The organism is Pseudomonas sp. R45(2017) (genome assembly GCF_002112305.1).
Taxonomy (GTDB): domain Bacteria; phylum Pseudomonadota; class Gammaproteobacteria; order Pseudomonadales; family Pseudomonadaceae; genus Aquipseudomonas; species Aquipseudomonas paraglycinae.
This window is the reverse complement of record NZ_NEHH01000005.1, coordinates 226134-243499: the sequence shown is the minus strand read 5'-3', so window position 1 is coordinate 243499 and position 17366 is coordinate 226134. Positions and strand designations below refer to the sequence as shown.

Here is a 17366-nt window from a genome sequence, read left to right as displayed (position 1 = left end):
ATGTTGGTTTTTAGCTGCAAGCTTGAAGTCTCAAGCGACAAGCTGCACACCACTGGCTTTAAGCTTGCGGCTTGCGGCTCGACGCTTGCAGCTTGCCTTCGATCGCATCCATCAGCAGGCCGCCGATGTCGGTGCCGAAGGCATTGTCGATTTCGCGGATGCAGGTCGGGCTGGTGACGTTGATTTCGGTAAGGTGCTCGCCGATCACGTCCAGGCCGACGAACAGCAGGCCTTTTTCGCGCAAGGTCGGGCCGACCTGGGCGGCGATCCAGCGATCCTTGTCGGTCAACGGACGAGCTTCGCCACGACCACCGGCCGCGAGGTTGCCACGGGTTTCGCCCTGGGCCGGAATCCGCGCCAGGCAGTAATCCACCGGCTCGCCGTCGATCATCAGGATGCGCTTGTCGCCGTCCTTGATCGCCGGCAGGTAGGCCTGACCCATGATCTGCTGGGCGCCGAGGGCGGTCAGGGTTTCCAGGATCACCGACAGGTTCGGATCGCCGGCGCGATGACGGAAGATCGAGGTGCCACCCATGCCGTCCAGCGGCTTGAGGATCACGTCGCCATGTTTGGCGGCGAATTCACGCAGCACGTCGGCGCGGCGGCTGACTACGGTCGGCGGCGTGCACTGCGGGAACAGGGTGGCGAACAGTTTTTCGTTGCAGTCGCGCAGGCTCTGCGGCTTGTTGACCACCAGCACCCCGGCGGCTTCGGCCTGTTCGAGCAGGTAGGTGGAGTAGACGAACTCCATGTCGAACGGCGGATCCTTGCGCATCAGGATCACGTTCAGGTCGCTCAGCAGCGAATCCTGTTCGGCCCCCAGTTCGAACCATTTTTCCGGGTTGGCGAAGACTTTCAGCGGCTTCATCCGCGCCCGTGCCTGGCCTTCACCCTGATAAAGGTCTTTCTGTTCCATATAGAACAGTTCCCAGCCGCGCTTTTGCGCCGCCAGCAGCATGGCCAGCGAGCTATCCTTTTTATAGGAAATGCTGGCGATAGGGTCCATGACAATCCCGACGCGAACGCTCATTGGGTTTTCCTCGAAAATTGGCTACCGGATCGGTATGAAAAAAGTGCCGCCAGAGTGGCGCCGGGCGGGTTTTCGGTCAAGGAAAAACCCGTCGATAGATTGGATCAGGAGACTGTGCTAAAAAGGCTGCCATGTCGTGCTGGCCCTTGAACATCAAGGGTTTCCAGCCATTACGCATCGCAAAACGGACAAATTGATTCGCAAAGGCGACGGTAGAGCCCCCTTATGGAACAGCAGTCCAGCGCCTTGAAGGTCATGGTGATCGACGACTCGAAAACGATTCGTCGCACCGCCGAGACCCTGTTGAAAAATGCAGGGTGCGAAGTCATCACCGCGATCGACGGTTTTGACGCCCTGGCGAAGATCGCCGACCACCATCCCGGGATCATCTTTGTCGACATCATGATGCCGCGTCTGGATGGTTATCAGACCTGCGCTTTAATCAAGAACAACAATGCGTTCAAGGGCACGCCGGTGATCATGCTGTCGTCCCGGGACGGGCTGTTCGACAAGGCCAAGGGGCGGATTGTCGGTTCCGATCAATTTTTGACCAAGCCTTTCAGCAAGGAAGAACTGCTCGACGCGATTTCGGCCCATGTTCCGGGCTTCGCTGCCGCTTTGCCGCAGTAAGACACGCACAGAGACGCTCGGCCAGCGGGCCCGGTGTCGACAAGAAAAATGGGGAAGACCATGGCACGTATCCTGATCGTCGATGATTCGCCGACCGAAATGTACAAACTCACCGGCATGCTGGAAAAGCACGGGCACGAAGTGCTGAAAGCCGAAAACGGCGCCGACGGCGTGGCCCTGGCCCGTCAGGAAAAACCCGATGCGGTACTGATGGACATCGTCATGCCCGGCCTCAACGGCTTCCAGGCCACCCGTCAGTTGACCAAGGATGCGGAAACCAGCCACATCCCGGTGATCATCATTACTACCAAGGATCAGGAGACCGACAAGGTCTGGGGCACCCGCCAGGGCGCCAAGGACTACCTGACCAAACCGGTCGACGAAGACACGCTGATCAAGACCCTGAACAACGTGCTGGCCGGTTGATCGCGCCGCCATGAGCGAGTCGCTGACCGCGTTCGAACTGTTGTGGCAGATCGACCAGCGCTGTCGCCTGCTGGCGGCGGACCTGCCGTCGCAACCGGCGCGCCAGGATCGCTGGAGCGGCATCGGCTTTCGTCTGGGCGAGCACTGGTACGTCACGCCGATGGGCGAAGTCAGCGAAGTGCTGCCCGAACTGCGTGTCACCCAGTTGCCGGGCGTCAAGCCGTGGGTCAAGGGCGTGGCCAACCTGCGCGGACGGCTGCTGCCGGTCATGGACCTGTGCGGCTTCTTCGGCCATGAGCTGTCACCGATGCGCAAACAGCGGCGGGTACTGGTGGTAGAGCATCAGGACGTGTTTGCCGGGTTGCTGGTCGATGAAGTCTTCGGCCTGCAGCACTTCGAGCAGGACAGTTTCGAATCCGTCTCGATCAGTAAACGGCAAGGCTCCAAGGGCGAGTTCATCAAGGGCTATTTCCGGCGCGAGCAGAACTGGCGGGTGTTCAGCCTGTTTGCGCTGGCGCAGTCACCGAGTTTCATGCACGTCGCGGTTTAACAGGCGAGGACCGATGATCAAAGCAAAAACAGGCAAGCCCGCAGAAGGCTCGCGCAGCCGCTCACAGATCATCGTGCTGTTCATCGCACTGATCGTGTTCATCATGCTGCTGTTCGCCAACTTCGCTTACCTCAACACCCAGGCCAACTACGACAAGCAGTACATCGGCCACGCCGGCGAGCTGCGGGTGCTGTCGCAGCGGATCGCCAAAAACGCCACCGAGGCTGCCGCCGGCAAGGCCGCCGCGTTCAAGCTGTTGAGCGATGCGCGCAACGATTTTGCCCAGCGCTGGGGTTACCTGAAGAAAGGCGACCCGGCCACCGGCCTGCCGCCGGCTCCATCCGTCGTGCGCCCGGAAATGCGCGCCGTGCAGCTGGACTGGGAACGCCTGCTGAAAAACACCGACGCGATTCTCTCCAGCGAACAGACCGTGCTGTCCCTGCATCAGGTGGCCGCGACCCTGGCCGAAACCGTGCCGCAATTGCAGATCGAATACGAAAAGGTCGTGGAAATCCTCCTGCAACGCGGTGCGCCGGCGGCGCAGGTGGCGATGGCCCAGCGTCAGTCGCTGCTGGCCGAGCGGATTCTCGGCGCGGTGAACACCGTGCTTTCCGGCGATGAAAACTCCCAGCAGGCCGCCGATGCCTTCGGTCGCGATGCCGCACGCTTTGGTCAGGTGCTTAACGGCATGCTGCAGGGCAACCCGGCGCTGAAGATCAGCCAGGTCGAAGACCGCGACGCCCGCGCTCGCTTGAGCGAGATTTCCGAACTGTTCCAGTTTGTCTCCGGTTCGGTAGATGAAATCCTCGAAACCTCGCCGGAGCTGTTCAAGGTTCGTGAGTCCGCCACCAACATCTTCAGCCTGTCGCAGACCCTGCTTGACGAAGCCTCGCACCTGGCCAGCCGTTTCGAAAACCTCGCCGGCGGGCGCAATACCGACACCATTGGCGGTTATGTGCTGGGTCTGTTGGCGCTGGCTTCGATCATCCTGATCGGCATGGTCATGGTCCGGGAAACCAACCGTCAGTTGCGCGAGACCGCCGAGAAGAACGAGCGCAACCAGAACGCGATCATGCGCCTGCTCGACGAGATCGAAGACCTCGCCGACGGTGACCTGACCGTGACCGCCTCAGTGACCGAAGACTTCACCGGGACCATCGCCGACTCGATCAACTATTCGGTCGACCAGCTGCGCGATCTGGTCGCCACCATCAACCTCACTGCCGGCCAGGTGGCCGCTGCGGTGCAGGAAACCCAGGCCACCGCCATGCACCTGGCCCAGGCCTCGGAGCATCAGGCCCAGCAGATTTCCGAAGCCTCGACCGCGATCAGCGACATGGCCCAGTCGATCGATCAGGTGTCGGCCAACGCCGCTGAATCCTCGGCGGTTGCCGAGCGTTCGGTGGAGATCGCCAACAAGGGCAACGAGGTGGTGCACAACACCATCCACGGTATGGACAACATTCGCGAACAGATCCAGGACACCGCCAAGCGCATCAAGCGTCTGGGCGAGTCGTCCCAGGAAATCGGCGACATCGTCAGCCTGATCGACGACATCGCCGACCAGACCAACATCCTCGCCCTCAACGCGGCAATTCAGGCGTCGATGGCCGGTGACGCCGGGCGCGGTTTTGCCGTGGTTGCCGACGAAGTGCAACGGCTGGCCGAGCGCTCGTCCGCCGCGACCCGACAGATCGAAACGCTGGTGCGGGCGATCCAGACCGACACCAACGAAGCCGTGATTTCCATGGAGCAGACCACCACCGAAGTGGTGCGCGGCGCGCGGCTGGCGCAGGATGCCGGTGTGGCCCTGGAAGAAATCGAAGGCGTGTCCAAGACACTCGCGGCGCTGATCCAGAGCATTTCCAACGCGGCGCAGCAGCAGACGTCTTCGGCCGGGCAGATTTCCCTGACGATGAACGTGATCCAGCAGATCACCTCGCAGACTTCGTCCGGCTCCACGGCCACCGCCGAGAGCATCGGCAACCTGGCGAAAATGGCCAGCCAGTTGCGTCGCTCGGTGTCCGGGTTCACCTTGCCGGCGGCGCCTGCGCCCGTCGCGGACAAGGCGTGAGGCCTGCGGGCGAGGCAATGTCGAGCGGAGTGGTTATGGGTGACCGGCACGATTACGTGGCCCTCGAATGGGTCAAGGGTGAAATCGCCGAGACGCTGAGGCAGGCGCATCAGGCCATCGAAGCCGTGCTCGACGATCCGCAGTCGGTGCCCGGGCTGGACGAATGCCTGGCCTGCATCCATCAGGTGCACGGCAGCCTGCAGATGGTCGAGTTCTACGGCGCGGCATTGCTCGCCGAAGAAATGGAACACCTGGTCGAAGCGTTGCAGAACGACCGCGTCAGCCACCGCGACGAAGCGCTGCACTTGCTGTTGCAGGCGCTGGGTCAGTTGCCGATCTACCTCGACCGCGTGCAGGGCGCCCGCCGTGATCTGCCGCTGGTGGTGCTGCCGCTGATCAACGACTTGCGCAGCGCCCGGGGCGAAAGCCTGTTGTCGGAAACCAGCCTGTTCAGCCCGCAGTTGCCTGAGCTTGCGCCTTTGGGCGAGGAAACCCTGGCGCTGCTGGAACCGGCGGAGCTGCCGAACGTGCTGCGCAAATTGCGCCAGATGCTGCAAATGGCGCTGGTCGGATTGCTCCGCGAACAGGACGACCAGACGCACCTCGCTTATCTGGCCAAGGTGTTTACCCGGCTTGAAGCACTCAGCGATAACTCGCCGCTGAGCCCGTTGTGGCAGGTCGCTTCGGCGCTGGTCGAAGGCATGCGCGAAGGCCGGATCGCCAACAGCCCGGCCCTGCGCAGCCTGTTCAAGGACGCCGACAAGGAACTCAAGCGCCTGCTCGAACAGGGCATGCCCGGCCTCAACCAGCCGCCACCGCCTGAACTGCTGAAAAGCCTGCTGTTTTATATCGCCAAAGCCGAACATCCCACCGGGCAGATGCTGACCATGAAAGATCGCTACTCCCTGGACGACGCGCTGCCCGACAGCGCGATGGTCGACGAAGAACGCGCGCGCCTGGCCGGCCCCGACCGCGATGCCATGCGCTCGGTGCTCGCGGCGCTGTGCGAAGAGCTGGTGCGGGTCAAGGAGCGCCTCGACCTGTTCGTGCGCAGCGACCGCCAGCACGCTTCGGATCTGGATAGCCTGCTGGCGCCGCTGCGGCAGATCGCCGACACCCTGGCGGTGCTCGGTTTCGGCCAGCCGCGCAAGGTGATCATCGATCAACTGGCGGTAGTGCTCAGCCTCGCGCAAGGCCAGCGCGAACCGAACGACGCCACGTTGATGGATGTCGCTGGCGCCTTGCTCTACGTCGAAGCGACCCTGGCCGGGATGGTTGGCACGGTGGAACCGGAGAGCCCGGAAGACTCGCGCCTGCCGACCACCGACCTGACGCAGATCCATCAGATCGTGATCAAGGAAGCGCGCATCTGCCTGCAACAGGCCAAGGACATGATCGTCGACTACATCGACGCCGACTGGGATCGCCAGCAACTGCAAAGCCTGCCGGCACTGCTGACCCAGGTGCGCGGCGCACTGGCGATGATTCCGCTGGCGCGGGCGGCCAGCCTGCTCGAAGCCTGCAACGGATTTATCCGCGAGCACCTGTTGCTTGATCCGCACGAGCCGGGCTGGCAGCAACTCGACAGCCTCGCCGACGCTATCACCAGCCTCGAGTACTACCTCGAACGCCTGACCGACGACCCGCAGGCACCCAGCGAACACTTGCTGGATATCGCGCAGAAAAGCCTCGCCAGTCTCGGCTTCTTTCCTGACGAACAGCCCGGCGAGCCGCATGTGCCGGTGCTCGATGATGTGCTCAGCCCCAGCGAAGCGCTGGTGATGCAGGATTTGCAGGAGCTGGACGACCCGCAGATCGTGCAGTCGTTGGCCGAAGTGCTGGCCAGTCCGGTGTCGGCGGTCAACCCGCCGGCGCAGACCACGCCGGGCAGCCTGCTGCCGCCACCGGCCGATGAAGAACCGGTGGATGACGAGCTGCGCGAAGTGTTCCTCGAAGAGACCGCGGAAGTGCTCGAAGTGCTGAGCGAATACCTGCCGCGCTGGTCTGCCGAGCCCGATGACCGCGCCGCCTTGAGTGAACTGCGCCGCGCTTTCCACACCCTCAAGGGCAGCGGCCGGATGGTGCGCGCGCTGGTCCTCGGCGAGCTGGCCTGGGCGGTGGAAAACCTGCTCAACCGCGTGCTGGAACACAGCGTTGAACCCGGCCCGGCGGTGCGCCAGTTGCTGGCCGACACGCTGCTGCTGTTGCCGGACCTGATCGGAGAATTCGCCACCAACGGCCAGCGTCAGCGCCACGATGTCGATCAACTGGCGGCTCGCGCCCACGCGCTGGCCAAGGGCGACACGCCGCTGCCGGCCGAAGACGTGGAAGACGTCGCGGCCCTCGATCCGCTGTTGCTGGAGATTTTCCGCAACGAAGCCGAAACCCACCTCGCCAGTCTCAACCGTTTTCTCGATCAGGCTGCCGAGCATGTGCCGTTACAGGCCAGCGACGAATTGCAGCGAGCGCTGCACACCCTCAAGGGCAGCGCCTCGATGGCGGGGGTGTCGCCGATTGCCGAACTGGCGGCGCCGCTCGATAAGCTGGCCCGGGAATTCAAGGCCCATCAGCTGGCGCTGGATCTGGACGAAGTGGAACTGCTGCTCGAAGCCGAGGGCCTGTTCCGTGTCGGTCTGCGTCAGCTCAAACACGATCCACTGGCGCCGATTGTCGGTGCGCAGTCACTGATCAAACGCACCGAAACCCTGCTCGGCGAGCGTCTGGAATCGATCCTCAATGCCCCGAGCAGTGCGGTGCGGGTCAAGCGCGATCCGCAACTGATCAACAACTTCCTGGCCCAGGGCATGGACATCCTGCTCGACGCCGAAAACCTCTTGCAGCGCTGGCAGCAGCACCCCGGTGAACGTCAGGAACTCAGTGCATTGCTGGATGAGCTGACCACCCTGGGCGAAGGCGCGCACCTCGCCGATCTGCTGCCGGTGGATGTGTTGTGTGAAGCCTTGCTCGACCTGTACGGCGCCGTCGAAGAGAGCAGCCTGGCGGTCAGCGAGCGGTTTTTCCATGAAGCGCAGCAGGCCCACGAAGCGCTGATCAACATGCTCGACGAACTGGCGGCCGGCCAGGAAATCACCCCGCAACCGCAACGCATCCGCGCCTTGCACGAACTGCTCGACGAGAGCCTCGATCCGTCGGCCATGGGCCTGATCCGCAGCGACGGCAGCCGTACTTTGAGCATCCGCGAACTGGGCAGCGCCACCGCCGAACTGCAACAACACAGCGTCGATAGCGGGCCGGACGACGAGATCGTCGAGATCTTCCTCGAAGAGGCGGTGGACATTCTCGACAGCGCCGGCCAAGCCTTGCAGCGCTGGCTGAAGGACCCGGAAAACGGCGCACCGCTGTCGTCGCTGCAACGGGATCTGCACACGCTCAAGGGCGGTGCGCGGATGGCCGAGGTTGCAGCGGTCGGCGATCTGGCCCATGAGCTGGAAGGCCTTTACCAAGGGCTGGTGGATCGGCGTTACAGCCACAGCGAAGCTCTGGGTCGGTTGTTGCGCCAGAGCCACGAGCGCCTGGCGCTGTTCCTCGAACAGTTGCAACGGCACCAGCCGCTGGATCCGGCGCAGGACCTGATCGAGGCGATCCGCCGCTTTCGCCAGGGTCCGAGCGCCAGTCCCGAAACGCCATCAGCCACTGTCACGCAGGACGGCCCCGGACACGATCCGGAGCTGCTGGAGATCTTCCTCGAGGAAGGTTTCGACATCATCGAAAACTCCGGTGCCGCGCTGCTGCGCTGGCAGGCCGAGCCCGGCAATCGCCAGGAAGTGGAAACCCTGCTGCGTGACCTGCATACCCTAAAGGGCGGCGCGCGGATGGTGGAAATCGGCCCGATTGGCGACCTCGCTCATGAGCTGGAAAACCTTTACGAAAGCTTGTCCGCCGGCACCCTGCAAGGCAGCGCCGAACTGTTCGCGCTGTTGCAGCGCGGCCAGGACCGCTTGGCGCAGATGCTCGACGCGGTGCGCGCCGGCCAGCCGTGCCCACCGGCAGACCGGTTGATCAGCGCGATCCAGAATTTCAGCCATCCGCTGGTCGTGCAAACCCCGGCGCCCGTGCCGTCGGTGGCGGTCAAGGCCGAGCCTGCCGCCCCGGCGCCCGAGGCCGGGGCAGACATGGTCAAGGTCTCCGCCGAGTTGCTGGATGACCTGGTCAATCTCGCCGGCGAAACCTCGATTTTCCGTGGGCGTATCGAACAGCAAGTCAGCGATGCGCAGACCGCCCTGCACGAGATGGAAACCACCATCGAACGCATGCGCGATCAGTTGCGCCGGCTCGACACCGAAACCCAGGGGCGGATCCTCAGCCGTCAGCAAGTGGATGCCGAGCGCCTCGGCTACGAAGATTTCGACCCGCTGGAAATGGACCGTCATTCCCAGTTGCAGCAACTGTCACGGGCGCTGTTCGAGTCCGCTTCCGACTTGCTGGACTTGAAGGAAACCCTCGACCGGCGCACGCACGACGCCGAGAACCTGTTGCAGCAGCAGGGGCGGATCAACACCGAGTTGCAGGAAGGCCTGATGCGCACGCGCATGGTGCCGTTCGAGCGCATGTTGCCGCGTCTGAAACGCATCGTCCGCCAGGTCGCCGAAGAGCTGGGCAAGGACGTGGCGTTCAGCGTCGGCAACGCCGAAGGCGAGATGGACCGCAACGTCCTCGAGCGCATGGCGGCGCCGCTGGAACACATGCTGCGCAATGCCGTCGACCATGGCCTGGAGTCCGCCGAAGTCCGGCTGGCGGCGGGCAAACCGGCGCAGGGGCAGATCAGCCTCGACCTGTCCCGCGAGGGCGGCGACATCGTGTTCGACATCCGCGACGATGGCGCCGGCGTGCCGCTGGATGCCGTGCGGCGCAAGGCGATCAAGCGTGGCCTGCTGGCGCCGGACGCCGACATCAGCGACCGCGAAGTGTTGCAGTTCATCCTCCAGCCAGGCTTTTCCACGGCCGAGAAAATCACCCAGATTTCCGGGCGCGGCGTGGGCATGGACGTGGTCCACGAAGAAGTCCGGCAACTGGGTGGCACCATGAGCATCGACTCAGTGCCGGGGCAGGGCGTGCACTTCCGCATTCGCCTGCCGTTCACCGTGTCGGTCAACCGTGCGCTGATGGTGCAGTGTGGTGAAGATCAATACGCGATTCCGCTGAACACCATCGACGGCATCGTCCGCGTACTGCCGAATGAACTGGACGGACATTTCCGTCTCGACCCACCGAGTTATCAGTACGGCGGCCAGCGTTATGAACTGTGCTACCTCGGCGAGCTGCTGAAAACCGCTCCCCGGCCAAAACTGTCCGGCCAGAGCCTGCCGGTGCCGGTCTTGCTGGTGCAGTGCAACGACCGGCACATCGCGGTGCAGGTCGACACGATGGCCGGCACCCGCGAAATCGTAGTCAAGAGCCTCGGCCCGCAGTTCGCATCGGTGCAGGGCGTGTCCGGGGCGACAATTCTCGGCGATGGCCGGGTGGTGCTGATTCTCGACCTGCTGGCGCCGATCCGTGCGATGCAGGCGCGGTTGCCGCAGCGTCCGACCAGTCACGAAATGGAGAGCGAACCGCAGAAGCCGTTGCTGGTGATGGTGGTCGACGACTCGGTCACGGTGCGCAAAGTCACCAGCCGTCTGCTCGAACGCCACGGCATGAACGTGCTGACCGCCAAGGACGGGGTCGATGCGATGTTGCTGCTGGAAGAACACATGCCGGACCTGATGCTGCTAGACATCGAAATGCCGCGCATGGACGGCTTCGAAGTGGCGACCCAGGTACGCCACGACGAACGCCTGCAACACCTGCCGATCATCATGATCACCTCGCGCACCGGCCAGAAACACCGCGACCGCGCGATGGCCATCGGCGTCAACGACTACCTCGGCAAGCCGTACCAGGAATCGGTGCTGCTCGAAAGCATCGCCCTGTGGAGCAAAAAACATGCATGAGCGCCAGCACAATCAACGCGCCAGTCAGCTCACCGGGCTGCTGCTGCCGCTGGCGGATCGCAACCTGATCCTGCCCAACGTCGCCGTCGCCGAGCTGATCGACTACCAGTCCAGCGCCTTCGATCTCGACACACCGCCGTGGTATCTCGGTCGGGTGACCTGGCGCGAGCGGCAGATCCCGCTGCTGAGTTTCGAGTCGGCGTGCGGCAACAAGATCGTCATCGGCGAACGGGCACGGATCGTCATCCTCAATGCCCTGGGCGGGCGGCCGGAGTTGAAGTTCATCGCGCTGCTGGTGCAGGGGATTCCGCGCTCGTACAAGCTCGACAGCCAGTTGAGTTATGTCGATGTGCCGTTGTGTGCGCTGGAGCAGGCGGCGGTGCAGGTCGGGGAGCAGGTGGCGAAGGTGCCGGATTTGCTGGCATTGGAGAAATTGTTGGTGGATGCCGGACTGGTTCACTGAACCAGGGTCTGCGGCGATCTCACTGGCCTCATCGCTGGCAAGCCAGCTCCCACAAAGTTCTAGGTCGTTCACAAAAGCTTGTATCACCACACTCACTGTGGGAGCTGGCTTGCCAGCGATGAGGCCAGCATTCATTACGCTCACCGTAACGGTTCGCCACTGCGCTTGATTGATGCCCCTCGATCACCCTCCTAAGGTAGCTCCACGACAGCGAACCCCGTGGAGTGAGCATGACAACAACCATTTCCCCCGACTCGCGCTGGACGCGGCGGCGTGACGAGAAGCAGCGGCGCCTCGACAAGGTGCGCGGGCTGGCCGACGGTGCGGTGTTGCCCACCGACAAAATCGTTGCGGCACTCGAAGCGCTGATCCATCCGGGCGACCGTGTGGTGCTGGAGGGCAACAACCAGAAGCAGGCGGATTTCCTCTCGCGCTCTCTGGCCAAGGCCGATCCTGAAAAGCTCCACGACCTGCACATGATCATGCCCAGCGTCGGTCGCTCCGAACATCTCGACCTGTTCGAACGCGGCATCGCCCGCAAGCTCGATTTCTCCTTCGCCGGTACCCAGAGCCTGCGCATCAGCCAGTTGCTCGAAGACGGTCTGCTGGAGGTCGGTGCGATCCACACCTACATCGAGCTTTACGCCCGGCTGGTGGTGGACCTGATCCCCAACGTCGTGCTCTCGGCCGGGTTCATGGCCGACCGTGCCGGCAACATCTACACCGGCCCGAGCACCGAAGACACCCCGGCGCTGATCGAACCAGCCGCGTTCAGCGACGGCATCGTCATCGTCCAGGTCAATCAACTGGTGGACGACGTCAGCGAACTGCCTCGCGTAGATATTCCGGCATCGTGGGTGGATTTCGTGGTGGTGGCGGACAAGCCGTTCTACATCGAACCGCTGTTCACACGCGACCCGCGCCACATCAAGCCTGTGCACGTGCTGATGGCGATGATGGCGATCCGCGGGATCTATGAAAAACACAACGTGCAGTCGCTGAACCACGGCATCGGTTTCAACACCGCCGCCATTGAACTGATCCTGCCGACCTACGGTGAATCCCTCGGCCTCAAGGGCAAGATCTGCCGTAACTGGACGCTCAATCCGCACCCGACCCTGATCCCGGCCATCGAAAGCGGCTGGGTCGAAAGCGTGCATTGCTTCGGCACCGAACTGGGCATGGAAAACTACATCGCCGCCCGGCCTGATGTGTTCTTCACTGGGCGTGACGGCTCGCTGCGTTCCAACCGGATGTTCTGCCAACTGGCCGGGCAGTACGCGGTGGACCTGTTCATCGGCGCGACCCTGCAAGTCGATGGCGATGGTCATTCCTCCACCGTCACCCGAGGTCGCCTCGCCGGTTTCGGCGGCGCACCGAACATGGGGCACGACCCACGCGGTCGGCGTCACGGCACTCCGGCGTGGCTCGATATGCGCCACGATGATTCGCAGCAACCGATGCTCGAGCGCGGCAAGAAACTCGTGGTGCAAATGGTCGAGACGTTCCAGGAGGGCGGCAAACCGACCTTCGTCGAAACCCTCGACGCGGTGGAGGTGGCGAAGAAAAGCGGGATGCCGCTGGCGCCGATCATGATCTACGGCGACGACGTCACCCACCTGCTGACGGAAGAAGGCATCGCCTACCTGTACAAGGCGCGCTCGCTGGAAGAGCGTCAGGCAATGATCGCTGCGGTCGCCGGCGTCACCGCCATCGGCCTGCGCCACAACCCGAAAGACACCGAACGCATGCGCCGTGAAGGCCTGATCGCCTTGCCCGAAGACCTCGGCATCCGTCGCACCGACGCCACCCGTGAATTGCTCGCGGCGAAAAGCGTGGCCGATCTGGTCGAGTGGTCCGGCGGCCTCTACAACCCGCCCGCCAAGTTCAGGAGCTGGTAATGCACGCACTCAACCTGCAACCCAAAACCATCACCCTCGCCGAACGGCTGGCGGATCTGGCCGTGGACGCGCTGATCGACGAAGCCGACCTGTCGCCGAAACCGGCGCTGGTCGACCGTCGCGGCAACGGTGCGCACACCGATCTGCACCTCGGATTGATGCATGCCTCGGCGCTGGCGTTGTGGCCGGCGTTCAAGGAAATGGCCGAGGCCGCGCTTGAGTTCGGCGAAATCGGCTTGCCGCTGCGCGAAGCCATCGGCTGCATCGGACGAGAAGGTGAACAGGCGATGCTCGCCACCACCAATGGCGTGAACACCCATCGCGGGGCGATCTGGGCGTTGGGCCTGCTGGTCACGGCTGCTGCGCTGGACACCAAATACACCAGTGCCAGCGCCGTCACTCTGCGCGCTGCGCGTCTGGCATTGCTCGATGACCGTTATGCGCCGCGTCCGCTGAGTCATGGCGCGCAAGTCGCCCAACGCTACGGCGCTCGCGGTGCCCGGGAAGAAGCGCAACTCGGCTTCCCGTCCGTGGTGCAACGCGGTCTGCCGCAGCTCAAACGCAGCCGCGCCGCCGGCCATGGCGAACAGAACGCTAGGCTCGACGCCTTGCTCGCAATCATGACCGACCTCGCCGACACCTGCGTGCTGTACCGCGCCGGCGAACCGGGCCTGCACGCCATGCAGCACGGCGCCCAGGCAGTGCTCGACGCCGGTGGCAGCGCCAGCCTTATCGGTCGCCGCCGCCTGCACGAACTGGATCAACAACTCATCGCATTGAATGCCTCGCCCGGTGGCGCCGCCGACTTGCTCGCCGCCACTCTGCTGCTTGATCGAATCGAGCGCGACGACATCCTTCAGGGAGCGTTTTGATGGAAACCTTATCCTTTGAATTCCCCGCCGGGCAGCCGCCGCGCGGTCGGGCTTTGGTCGGTTGTGTCGGTTCCGGTGATCTGGAAGTGCTGATCGAACCGGGCCTGGCCGGCAAGCTGACGATCAATGTGCAGACCTCGGTCAATGGCGCCGAGCAGCGCTGGCAGCATCTGTTCGCGCGGATGTTCGACGGCACCATACCGCCGGCGATGGCCATCGATATCCACGATTTTGGCGCGACACCCGGCGTGGTGCGCCTGCGGCTGGAACAAGGTTTCGAGGAGATTGGTCATGACTGATGCCTCAGCGCTTCTGCACAAACATTCGTTCGTCGAACTCGGCGCCCGGCAGCGGGCGAAAGCCTTGCTCGACACCGGCACCTTCCGCGAATTGCTCGACCCGTTTCAACGCGTCATGTCGCCGTGGCTGGAACGTCAGGGCGTCGTGCCGCAGGCCGATGACGGCGTGGTGATCGCCAAGGGCCGCCTCGATGGTTTGCCGGTGGTGATCGCGGCGATTGAAGGCGCGTTTCAGGGCGGCAGCCTCGGCGAAGTCGGCGGCGCGAAGATCGCCGGCGCGCTGGAACTGGCCGCCGAGGACAACCGCAAAGGTATTCCGACCCGCGCCATCCTGCTGCTGGAAACCGGCGGCGTGCGCTTGCAGGAAGCCAACCTCGGGCTGGCGGCGATTGCCGATATCCACGCGGCGATTGTCGATCTGCAGCAGTACCAACCGGTGGTCGGCGTGGTGGCCGGCAGCGTCGGTTGCTTTGGCGGGATGTCGATTGCCGCCGCGCTGTGCAGCTATTTGCTGGTGACCCAGGAAGCACGCCTCGGCCTGAACGGCCCGCAGGTGATCGAGCAGGAAGCCGGGATCGAGGAATACGACTCCCGCGACCGGCCCTTCATCTGGAGCCTGACCGGTGGAGAGCAACGTTTCGCCAGTGGCTTGGTGGACCGCTATGTCGCCGATGACGTGGCGCAGATTCGCCAGCAGATCGGCGAGTTGCTGCAACAAGGCTTGCCGGCGCAACCGCGCAGTCAGCGGGCCGAGTGGTTCCTGCAACGCCTGACGAGCCTGGACACTGACAAGCAAATCGAGCCTTCGGTGGTTCGCGATCTGTATCAAGGAGAGCGCTCATGAGTGGTTATTCCGTGCGCGGTTTGAACTGGTTCAACGCCTTGAGCGCTGGCGCGAATGTGGTTGAAGGTTTGCCGCCATCGCTGAGGGTTGCCGACGGGCCACTTGGACGCTTTATCGCCGTGGTCGCCGATCCGCAAAACCGTTTCCCTCGCGCGCGCAATGGCGAAGTCGGTTTGCTCGAAGGCTGGGGGCTGGCGAAGGCTGTGGATGACGCGATCACCGCTGACCGTGACAGAACGCAAAAGCGCCCACTGATCGCCATCGTCGATGTGCCGAGCCAGGCCTACGGTCGCCGCGAAGAAGCCCTCGGCATTCATCAGGCTCTGGCCGGTGCGGCGGACGCTTATGCCCGCGCGCGTCTGGCCGGGCGTCCGGTGATTGCGCTGCTGGTGGGCAAGGCCATGTCCGGGGCGTTTCTCGCTCACGGATATCAGGCCAATCGCTTGATCGCCCTGCGTGATCCGGGGGTGATGGTGCATGCGATGGGCAAGGCGTCGGCGGCGCGGGTGACCTTGCGCAGCGTTGAAGAACTGGAAGCCCTGGCGTCCAGCGTGCCGCCGATGGCCTATGACATCGACAGCTACGCCAGCCTCGGATTGCTCTGGGAAACCCTGTCGGTGCAGCAGATCGAACAGCCGACGGCGGAGGATCTGGCGCGAGTCAGCGAATGCCTGAAGCAAGCCATCGGCGATATTTCGGCGACTGATTTGAGCAATCGTCTCGGCGCGAAAAATCGCGAAGCCTCCAGCCGTGTACGTGAATTGCTGAGGGCGCAGTGGTGAACACGCCTCTGGCCCACGACCTGCTGTGGGGCATGACGCCAGCGCAGTTGCCGGCGGATGCGCCGCAGTGGGCGATTGATTCGCTGGCTGCCGGGCAACCGGTGGTGGTGCGGCGGGCGTTGAGTGAAGACGGATGCGTGGCGGTGGGCGTGCGCGGTCTGTTGCGCGAGCAGCGTTTGGCGGCGTTCATGGCGATCGATTCGATTGCCTGCCGGGTCAGTCCGGAAGCGCTTTGTCAGGTCGAGAGCGAACGTGATTTGCCGGTCATGCACGCGCTCCGGCAACTGCGGCCGGTGCTCGATGATTGCGGCTGGATCTGGGGTGTCAGTGGCAGTGCCGGGTTTGAATTGGCGAGCGGGTTTGCAGCCATGCACGAGGCCAGTGATCTCGATCTGATCCTGCGTACGCCACAACTCATCACCCGTAATCAGGCACGTAAATTGATCGCGGTTTTCGATCAGGCGATCTGCCGGGTCGACCTGCAATTGCAGACACCATTCGGTGCCGTTGCCCTGCGCGAATGGGCCGGAAATGCTTCGAGGGTGCTGCTGAAACACGCCCATGAAGCCTGTCTGGTGTCTGATCCGTGGAACCCGCAGGAGCAGGCAGCGTGAGCAGCCTGCTGGTGTTTCCCGGTCAGGGCGCGCAGCAGCCCGGCATGCTCCAGCGTTTGCCTCGGGAAACGCTGATCGAGGCCAGCGATGTGCTCGGTGAAGATGTCTTGCGGCTGGATTCCAGCGAAGCGTTGCGCAGCACCCGAGCGGTTCAGCTCTGCCTGCTGATCGCCGGGGTCGCAGCCTCGCGGCAGTTGTTGCAGGGCGGACTCACCGCCGATTACGTCGCCGGTCTGTCCATCGGTGCCTACCCGGCAGCGGTGGTCGCCGGAGCGTTGCGCTTCAGCGATGCGTTGCATCTGGTCAGCCTGCGCGGCGAGTTGATGCAGCAGGCTTATCCACAGGGCTTCGGCATGACCGCGATCATCGGCCTGCAATTATCCACAGTCGAAACGCTGCTGGCACAGGTGCACGGCGCAGAAACACCGGTGTACCTGGCCAACATCAACGCCGATAACCAGGTGGTGATTGCCGGCAGTGACCAGGCGATGCAAGCGGTCGCCGAGCTGGCGCGCGGTCGTGGCGCCGGTCTGGCAAAACGTCTGGCGGTCAGCGTGCCGTCGCACTGCCCGTTACTGGATGAGCCTGCGCAAACCCTCGCCGAAGCGTTCGCCAGGGTAGAACTGAAAACACCGAAAATCGCTTACCTGAGCGGCAGCCGCGCAAGGCCTGTGACCCAGGTAGAAGCGTTGCGCGACGACCTCGCCTTCAACATGTGCCGCGTGGTGGACTGGCGCGGCACCGTGCAAAGCGCTTACGAGCGCGGCGTACGTCTACAGATCGAACTGTCGCCCGGTGCGGTGCTGACCGGGCTGGCGCGCCGGGTGTTCGAACAGGGGACTGTCACTGCCTTCGACAGTGCCCGGCTCGACACCTTGCAGGCGCTGTTGCGTGAAGAGGAGGGCCGACGACCCTAAATCACCGACTCAG

Annotated in this window: 14 protein-coding genes; 13 read left to right on the top strand and 1 reads right to left on the bottom strand. The window is 63.6% G+C overall.

The window, feature by feature from the left end:
- Nucleotides 1-58: 58 nt before the first annotated feature.
- The gene (gshB, locus tag CAF74_RS13600) at nt 59-1030 is read right to left on the bottom strand and encodes a glutathione synthase (protein WP_085746688.1); all 972 of its coding nucleotides are present in this window, start codon (nt 1028-1030) and stop codon (nt 59-61) included.
- 225 nt (nt 1031-1255) lie between these two features.
- On the opposite strand from gshB, the gene pilG reads away from it, so the two are divergent.
- From pilG to mdcH, 13 genes are all read left to right on the top strand, one after another.
- Nucleotides 1256-1660 (top strand): twitching motility response regulator PilG, encoded by a 405-nt coding sequence (gene pilG, locus CAF74_RS13595; RefSeq protein ID WP_007953330.1) that lies wholly within the window; start codon nt 1256-1258, stop codon nt 1658-1660.
- 60 nt (nt 1661-1720) lie between these two features.
- Nucleotides 1721-2086, top strand: coding sequence for a twitching motility response regulator PilH (gene pilH / locus CAF74_RS13590; protein WP_007953328.1), 366 nt, complete (start codon nt 1721-1723; stop codon nt 2084-2086).
- A 10-nt stretch (nt 2087-2096) separates the two neighbouring features.
- Nucleotides 2097-2636 carry a chemotaxis protein CheW gene (locus tag CAF74_RS13585; protein ID WP_007953327.1) on the top strand — a complete coding sequence of 180 codons (540 nt, stop codon included), beginning with the start codon at nt 2097-2099 and terminating at the stop codon, nt 2634-2636.
- A 13-nt stretch (nt 2637-2649) separates the two neighbouring features.
- Nucleotides 2650-4710 (top strand): methyl-accepting chemotaxis protein, encoded by a 2061-nt coding sequence (locus tag CAF74_RS13580; RefSeq protein ID WP_085746687.1) that lies wholly within the window; start codon nt 2650-2652, stop codon nt 4708-4710.
- A 35-nt stretch (nt 4711-4745) separates the two neighbouring features.
- The gene (locus CAF74_RS13575) at nt 4746-10661 is read left to right on the top strand and encodes an Hpt domain-containing protein (protein WP_085746686.1); all 5916 of its coding nucleotides are present in this window, start codon (nt 4746-4748) and stop codon (nt 10659-10661) included.
- Complete coding sequence (locus CAF74_RS13570; RefSeq protein ID WP_039767945.1) at nt 10654-11124, top strand: chemotaxis protein CheW; 471 nt, start codon at nt 10654-10656, stop codon at nt 11122-11124. Before CAF74_RS13575 ends, CAF74_RS13570 begins: the two co-directional genes overlap by 8 nt.
- A gap of 230 nt (nt 11125-11354) precedes the next feature.
- Nucleotides 11355-13025, top strand: coding sequence for a malonate decarboxylase subunit alpha (gene mdcA / locus CAF74_RS13565; RefSeq protein ID WP_085746685.1), 1671 nt, complete (start codon nt 11355-11357; stop codon nt 13023-13025).
- Nucleotides 13025-13897 (top strand): triphosphoribosyl-dephospho-CoA synthase, encoded by an 873-nt coding sequence (locus CAF74_RS13560; RefSeq protein WP_085746684.1) that lies wholly within the window; start codon nt 13025-13027, stop codon nt 13895-13897. Before mdcA ends, CAF74_RS13560 begins: the two co-directional genes overlap by 1 nt.
- A complete protein-coding gene (locus CAF74_RS13555) occupies nt 13897-14196 on the top strand; it encodes a malonate decarboxylase subunit delta (RefSeq protein ID WP_085746683.1) in 300 nt (99 codons plus the stop codon). The genes CAF74_RS13560 and CAF74_RS13555 overlap by 1 nt, the downstream gene beginning before the upstream one ends.
- Nucleotides 14189-15040: a biotin-independent malonate decarboxylase subunit beta gene (locus tag CAF74_RS13550; RefSeq protein WP_085746682.1), complete on the top strand. Its 852-nt coding sequence runs from the start codon at nt 14189-14191 to the stop codon at nt 15038-15040. Before CAF74_RS13555 ends, CAF74_RS13550 begins: the two co-directional genes overlap by 8 nt.
- Nucleotides 15037-15822, top strand: a complete 786-nt coding sequence (mdcE, locus tag CAF74_RS13545) for a biotin-independent malonate decarboxylase subunit gamma (protein ID WP_085746681.1) — start codon at nt 15037-15039, stop codon at nt 15820-15822. The genes CAF74_RS13550 and mdcE overlap by 4 nt, the downstream gene beginning before the upstream one ends.
- On the top strand, nt 15816-16436 hold the full coding sequence (locus tag CAF74_RS13540; protein WP_085746680.1) for a malonate decarboxylase holo-ACP synthase: 621 nt from the start codon (nt 15816-15818) through the stop codon (nt 16434-16436). Before mdcE ends, CAF74_RS13540 begins: the two co-directional genes overlap by 7 nt.
- Complete coding sequence (mdcH, locus tag CAF74_RS13535) at nt 16433-17353, top strand: malonate decarboxylase subunit epsilon (protein WP_085746679.1); 921 nt, start codon at nt 16433-16435, stop codon at nt 17351-17353. Before CAF74_RS13540 ends, mdcH begins: the two co-directional genes overlap by 4 nt.
- Nucleotides 17354-17366 lie beyond the last annotated feature (13 nt).

What these genes read in the sequence shown, in the direction of transcription:
- CAF74_RS13575 (WP_085746686.1), top strand. Translation starts at nt 4,746, where the DNA reads ATGGGTGACCGGCACGATTACGTGGCCCTCGAATGGGTCAAGGGTGAA.
- CAF74_RS13555 (WP_085746683.1), top strand. Translation starts at nt 13,897, where the DNA reads ATGGAAACCTTATCCTTTGAATTCCCCGCCGGGCAGCCGCCGCGCGGT.
- pilH (WP_007953328.1), top strand. Translation starts at nt 1,721, where the DNA reads ATGGCACGTATCCTGATCGTCGATGATTCGCCGACCGAAATGTACAAA.
- mdcE (WP_085746681.1), top strand. Translation starts at nt 15,037, where the DNA reads ATGAGTGGTTATTCCGTGCGCGGTTTGAACTGGTTCAACGCCTTGAGC.
- mdcA (WP_085746685.1), top strand. Translation starts at nt 11,355, where the DNA reads ATGACAACAACCATTTCCCCCGACTCGCGCTGGACGCGGCGGCGTGAC.
- CAF74_RS13585 (WP_007953327.1), top strand. Translation starts at nt 2,097, where the DNA reads ATGAGCGAGTCGCTGACCGCGTTCGAACTGTTGTGGCAGATCGACCAG.
- CAF74_RS13580 (WP_085746687.1), top strand. Translation starts at nt 2,650, where the DNA reads ATGATCAAAGCAAAAACAGGCAAGCCCGCAGAAGGCTCGCGCAGCCGC.
- CAF74_RS13560 (WP_085746684.1), top strand. Translation starts at nt 13,025, where the DNA reads ATGCACGCACTCAACCTGCAACCCAAAACCATCACCCTCGCCGAACGG.
- CAF74_RS13570 (WP_039767945.1), top strand. Translation starts at nt 10,654, where the DNA reads ATGCATGAGCGCCAGCACAATCAACGCGCCAGTCAGCTCACCGGGCTG.
- pilG (WP_007953330.1), top strand. Translation starts at nt 1,256, where the DNA reads ATGGAACAGCAGTCCAGCGCCTTGAAGGTCATGGTGATCGACGACTCG.
- CAF74_RS13550 (WP_085746682.1), top strand. Translation starts at nt 14,189, where the DNA reads ATGACTGATGCCTCAGCGCTTCTGCACAAACATTCGTTCGTCGAACTC.
- gshB (WP_085746688.1), bottom strand. Translation starts at nt 1,030, where the DNA reads ATGAGCGTTCGCGTCGGGATTGTCATGGACCCTATCGCCAGCATTTCC.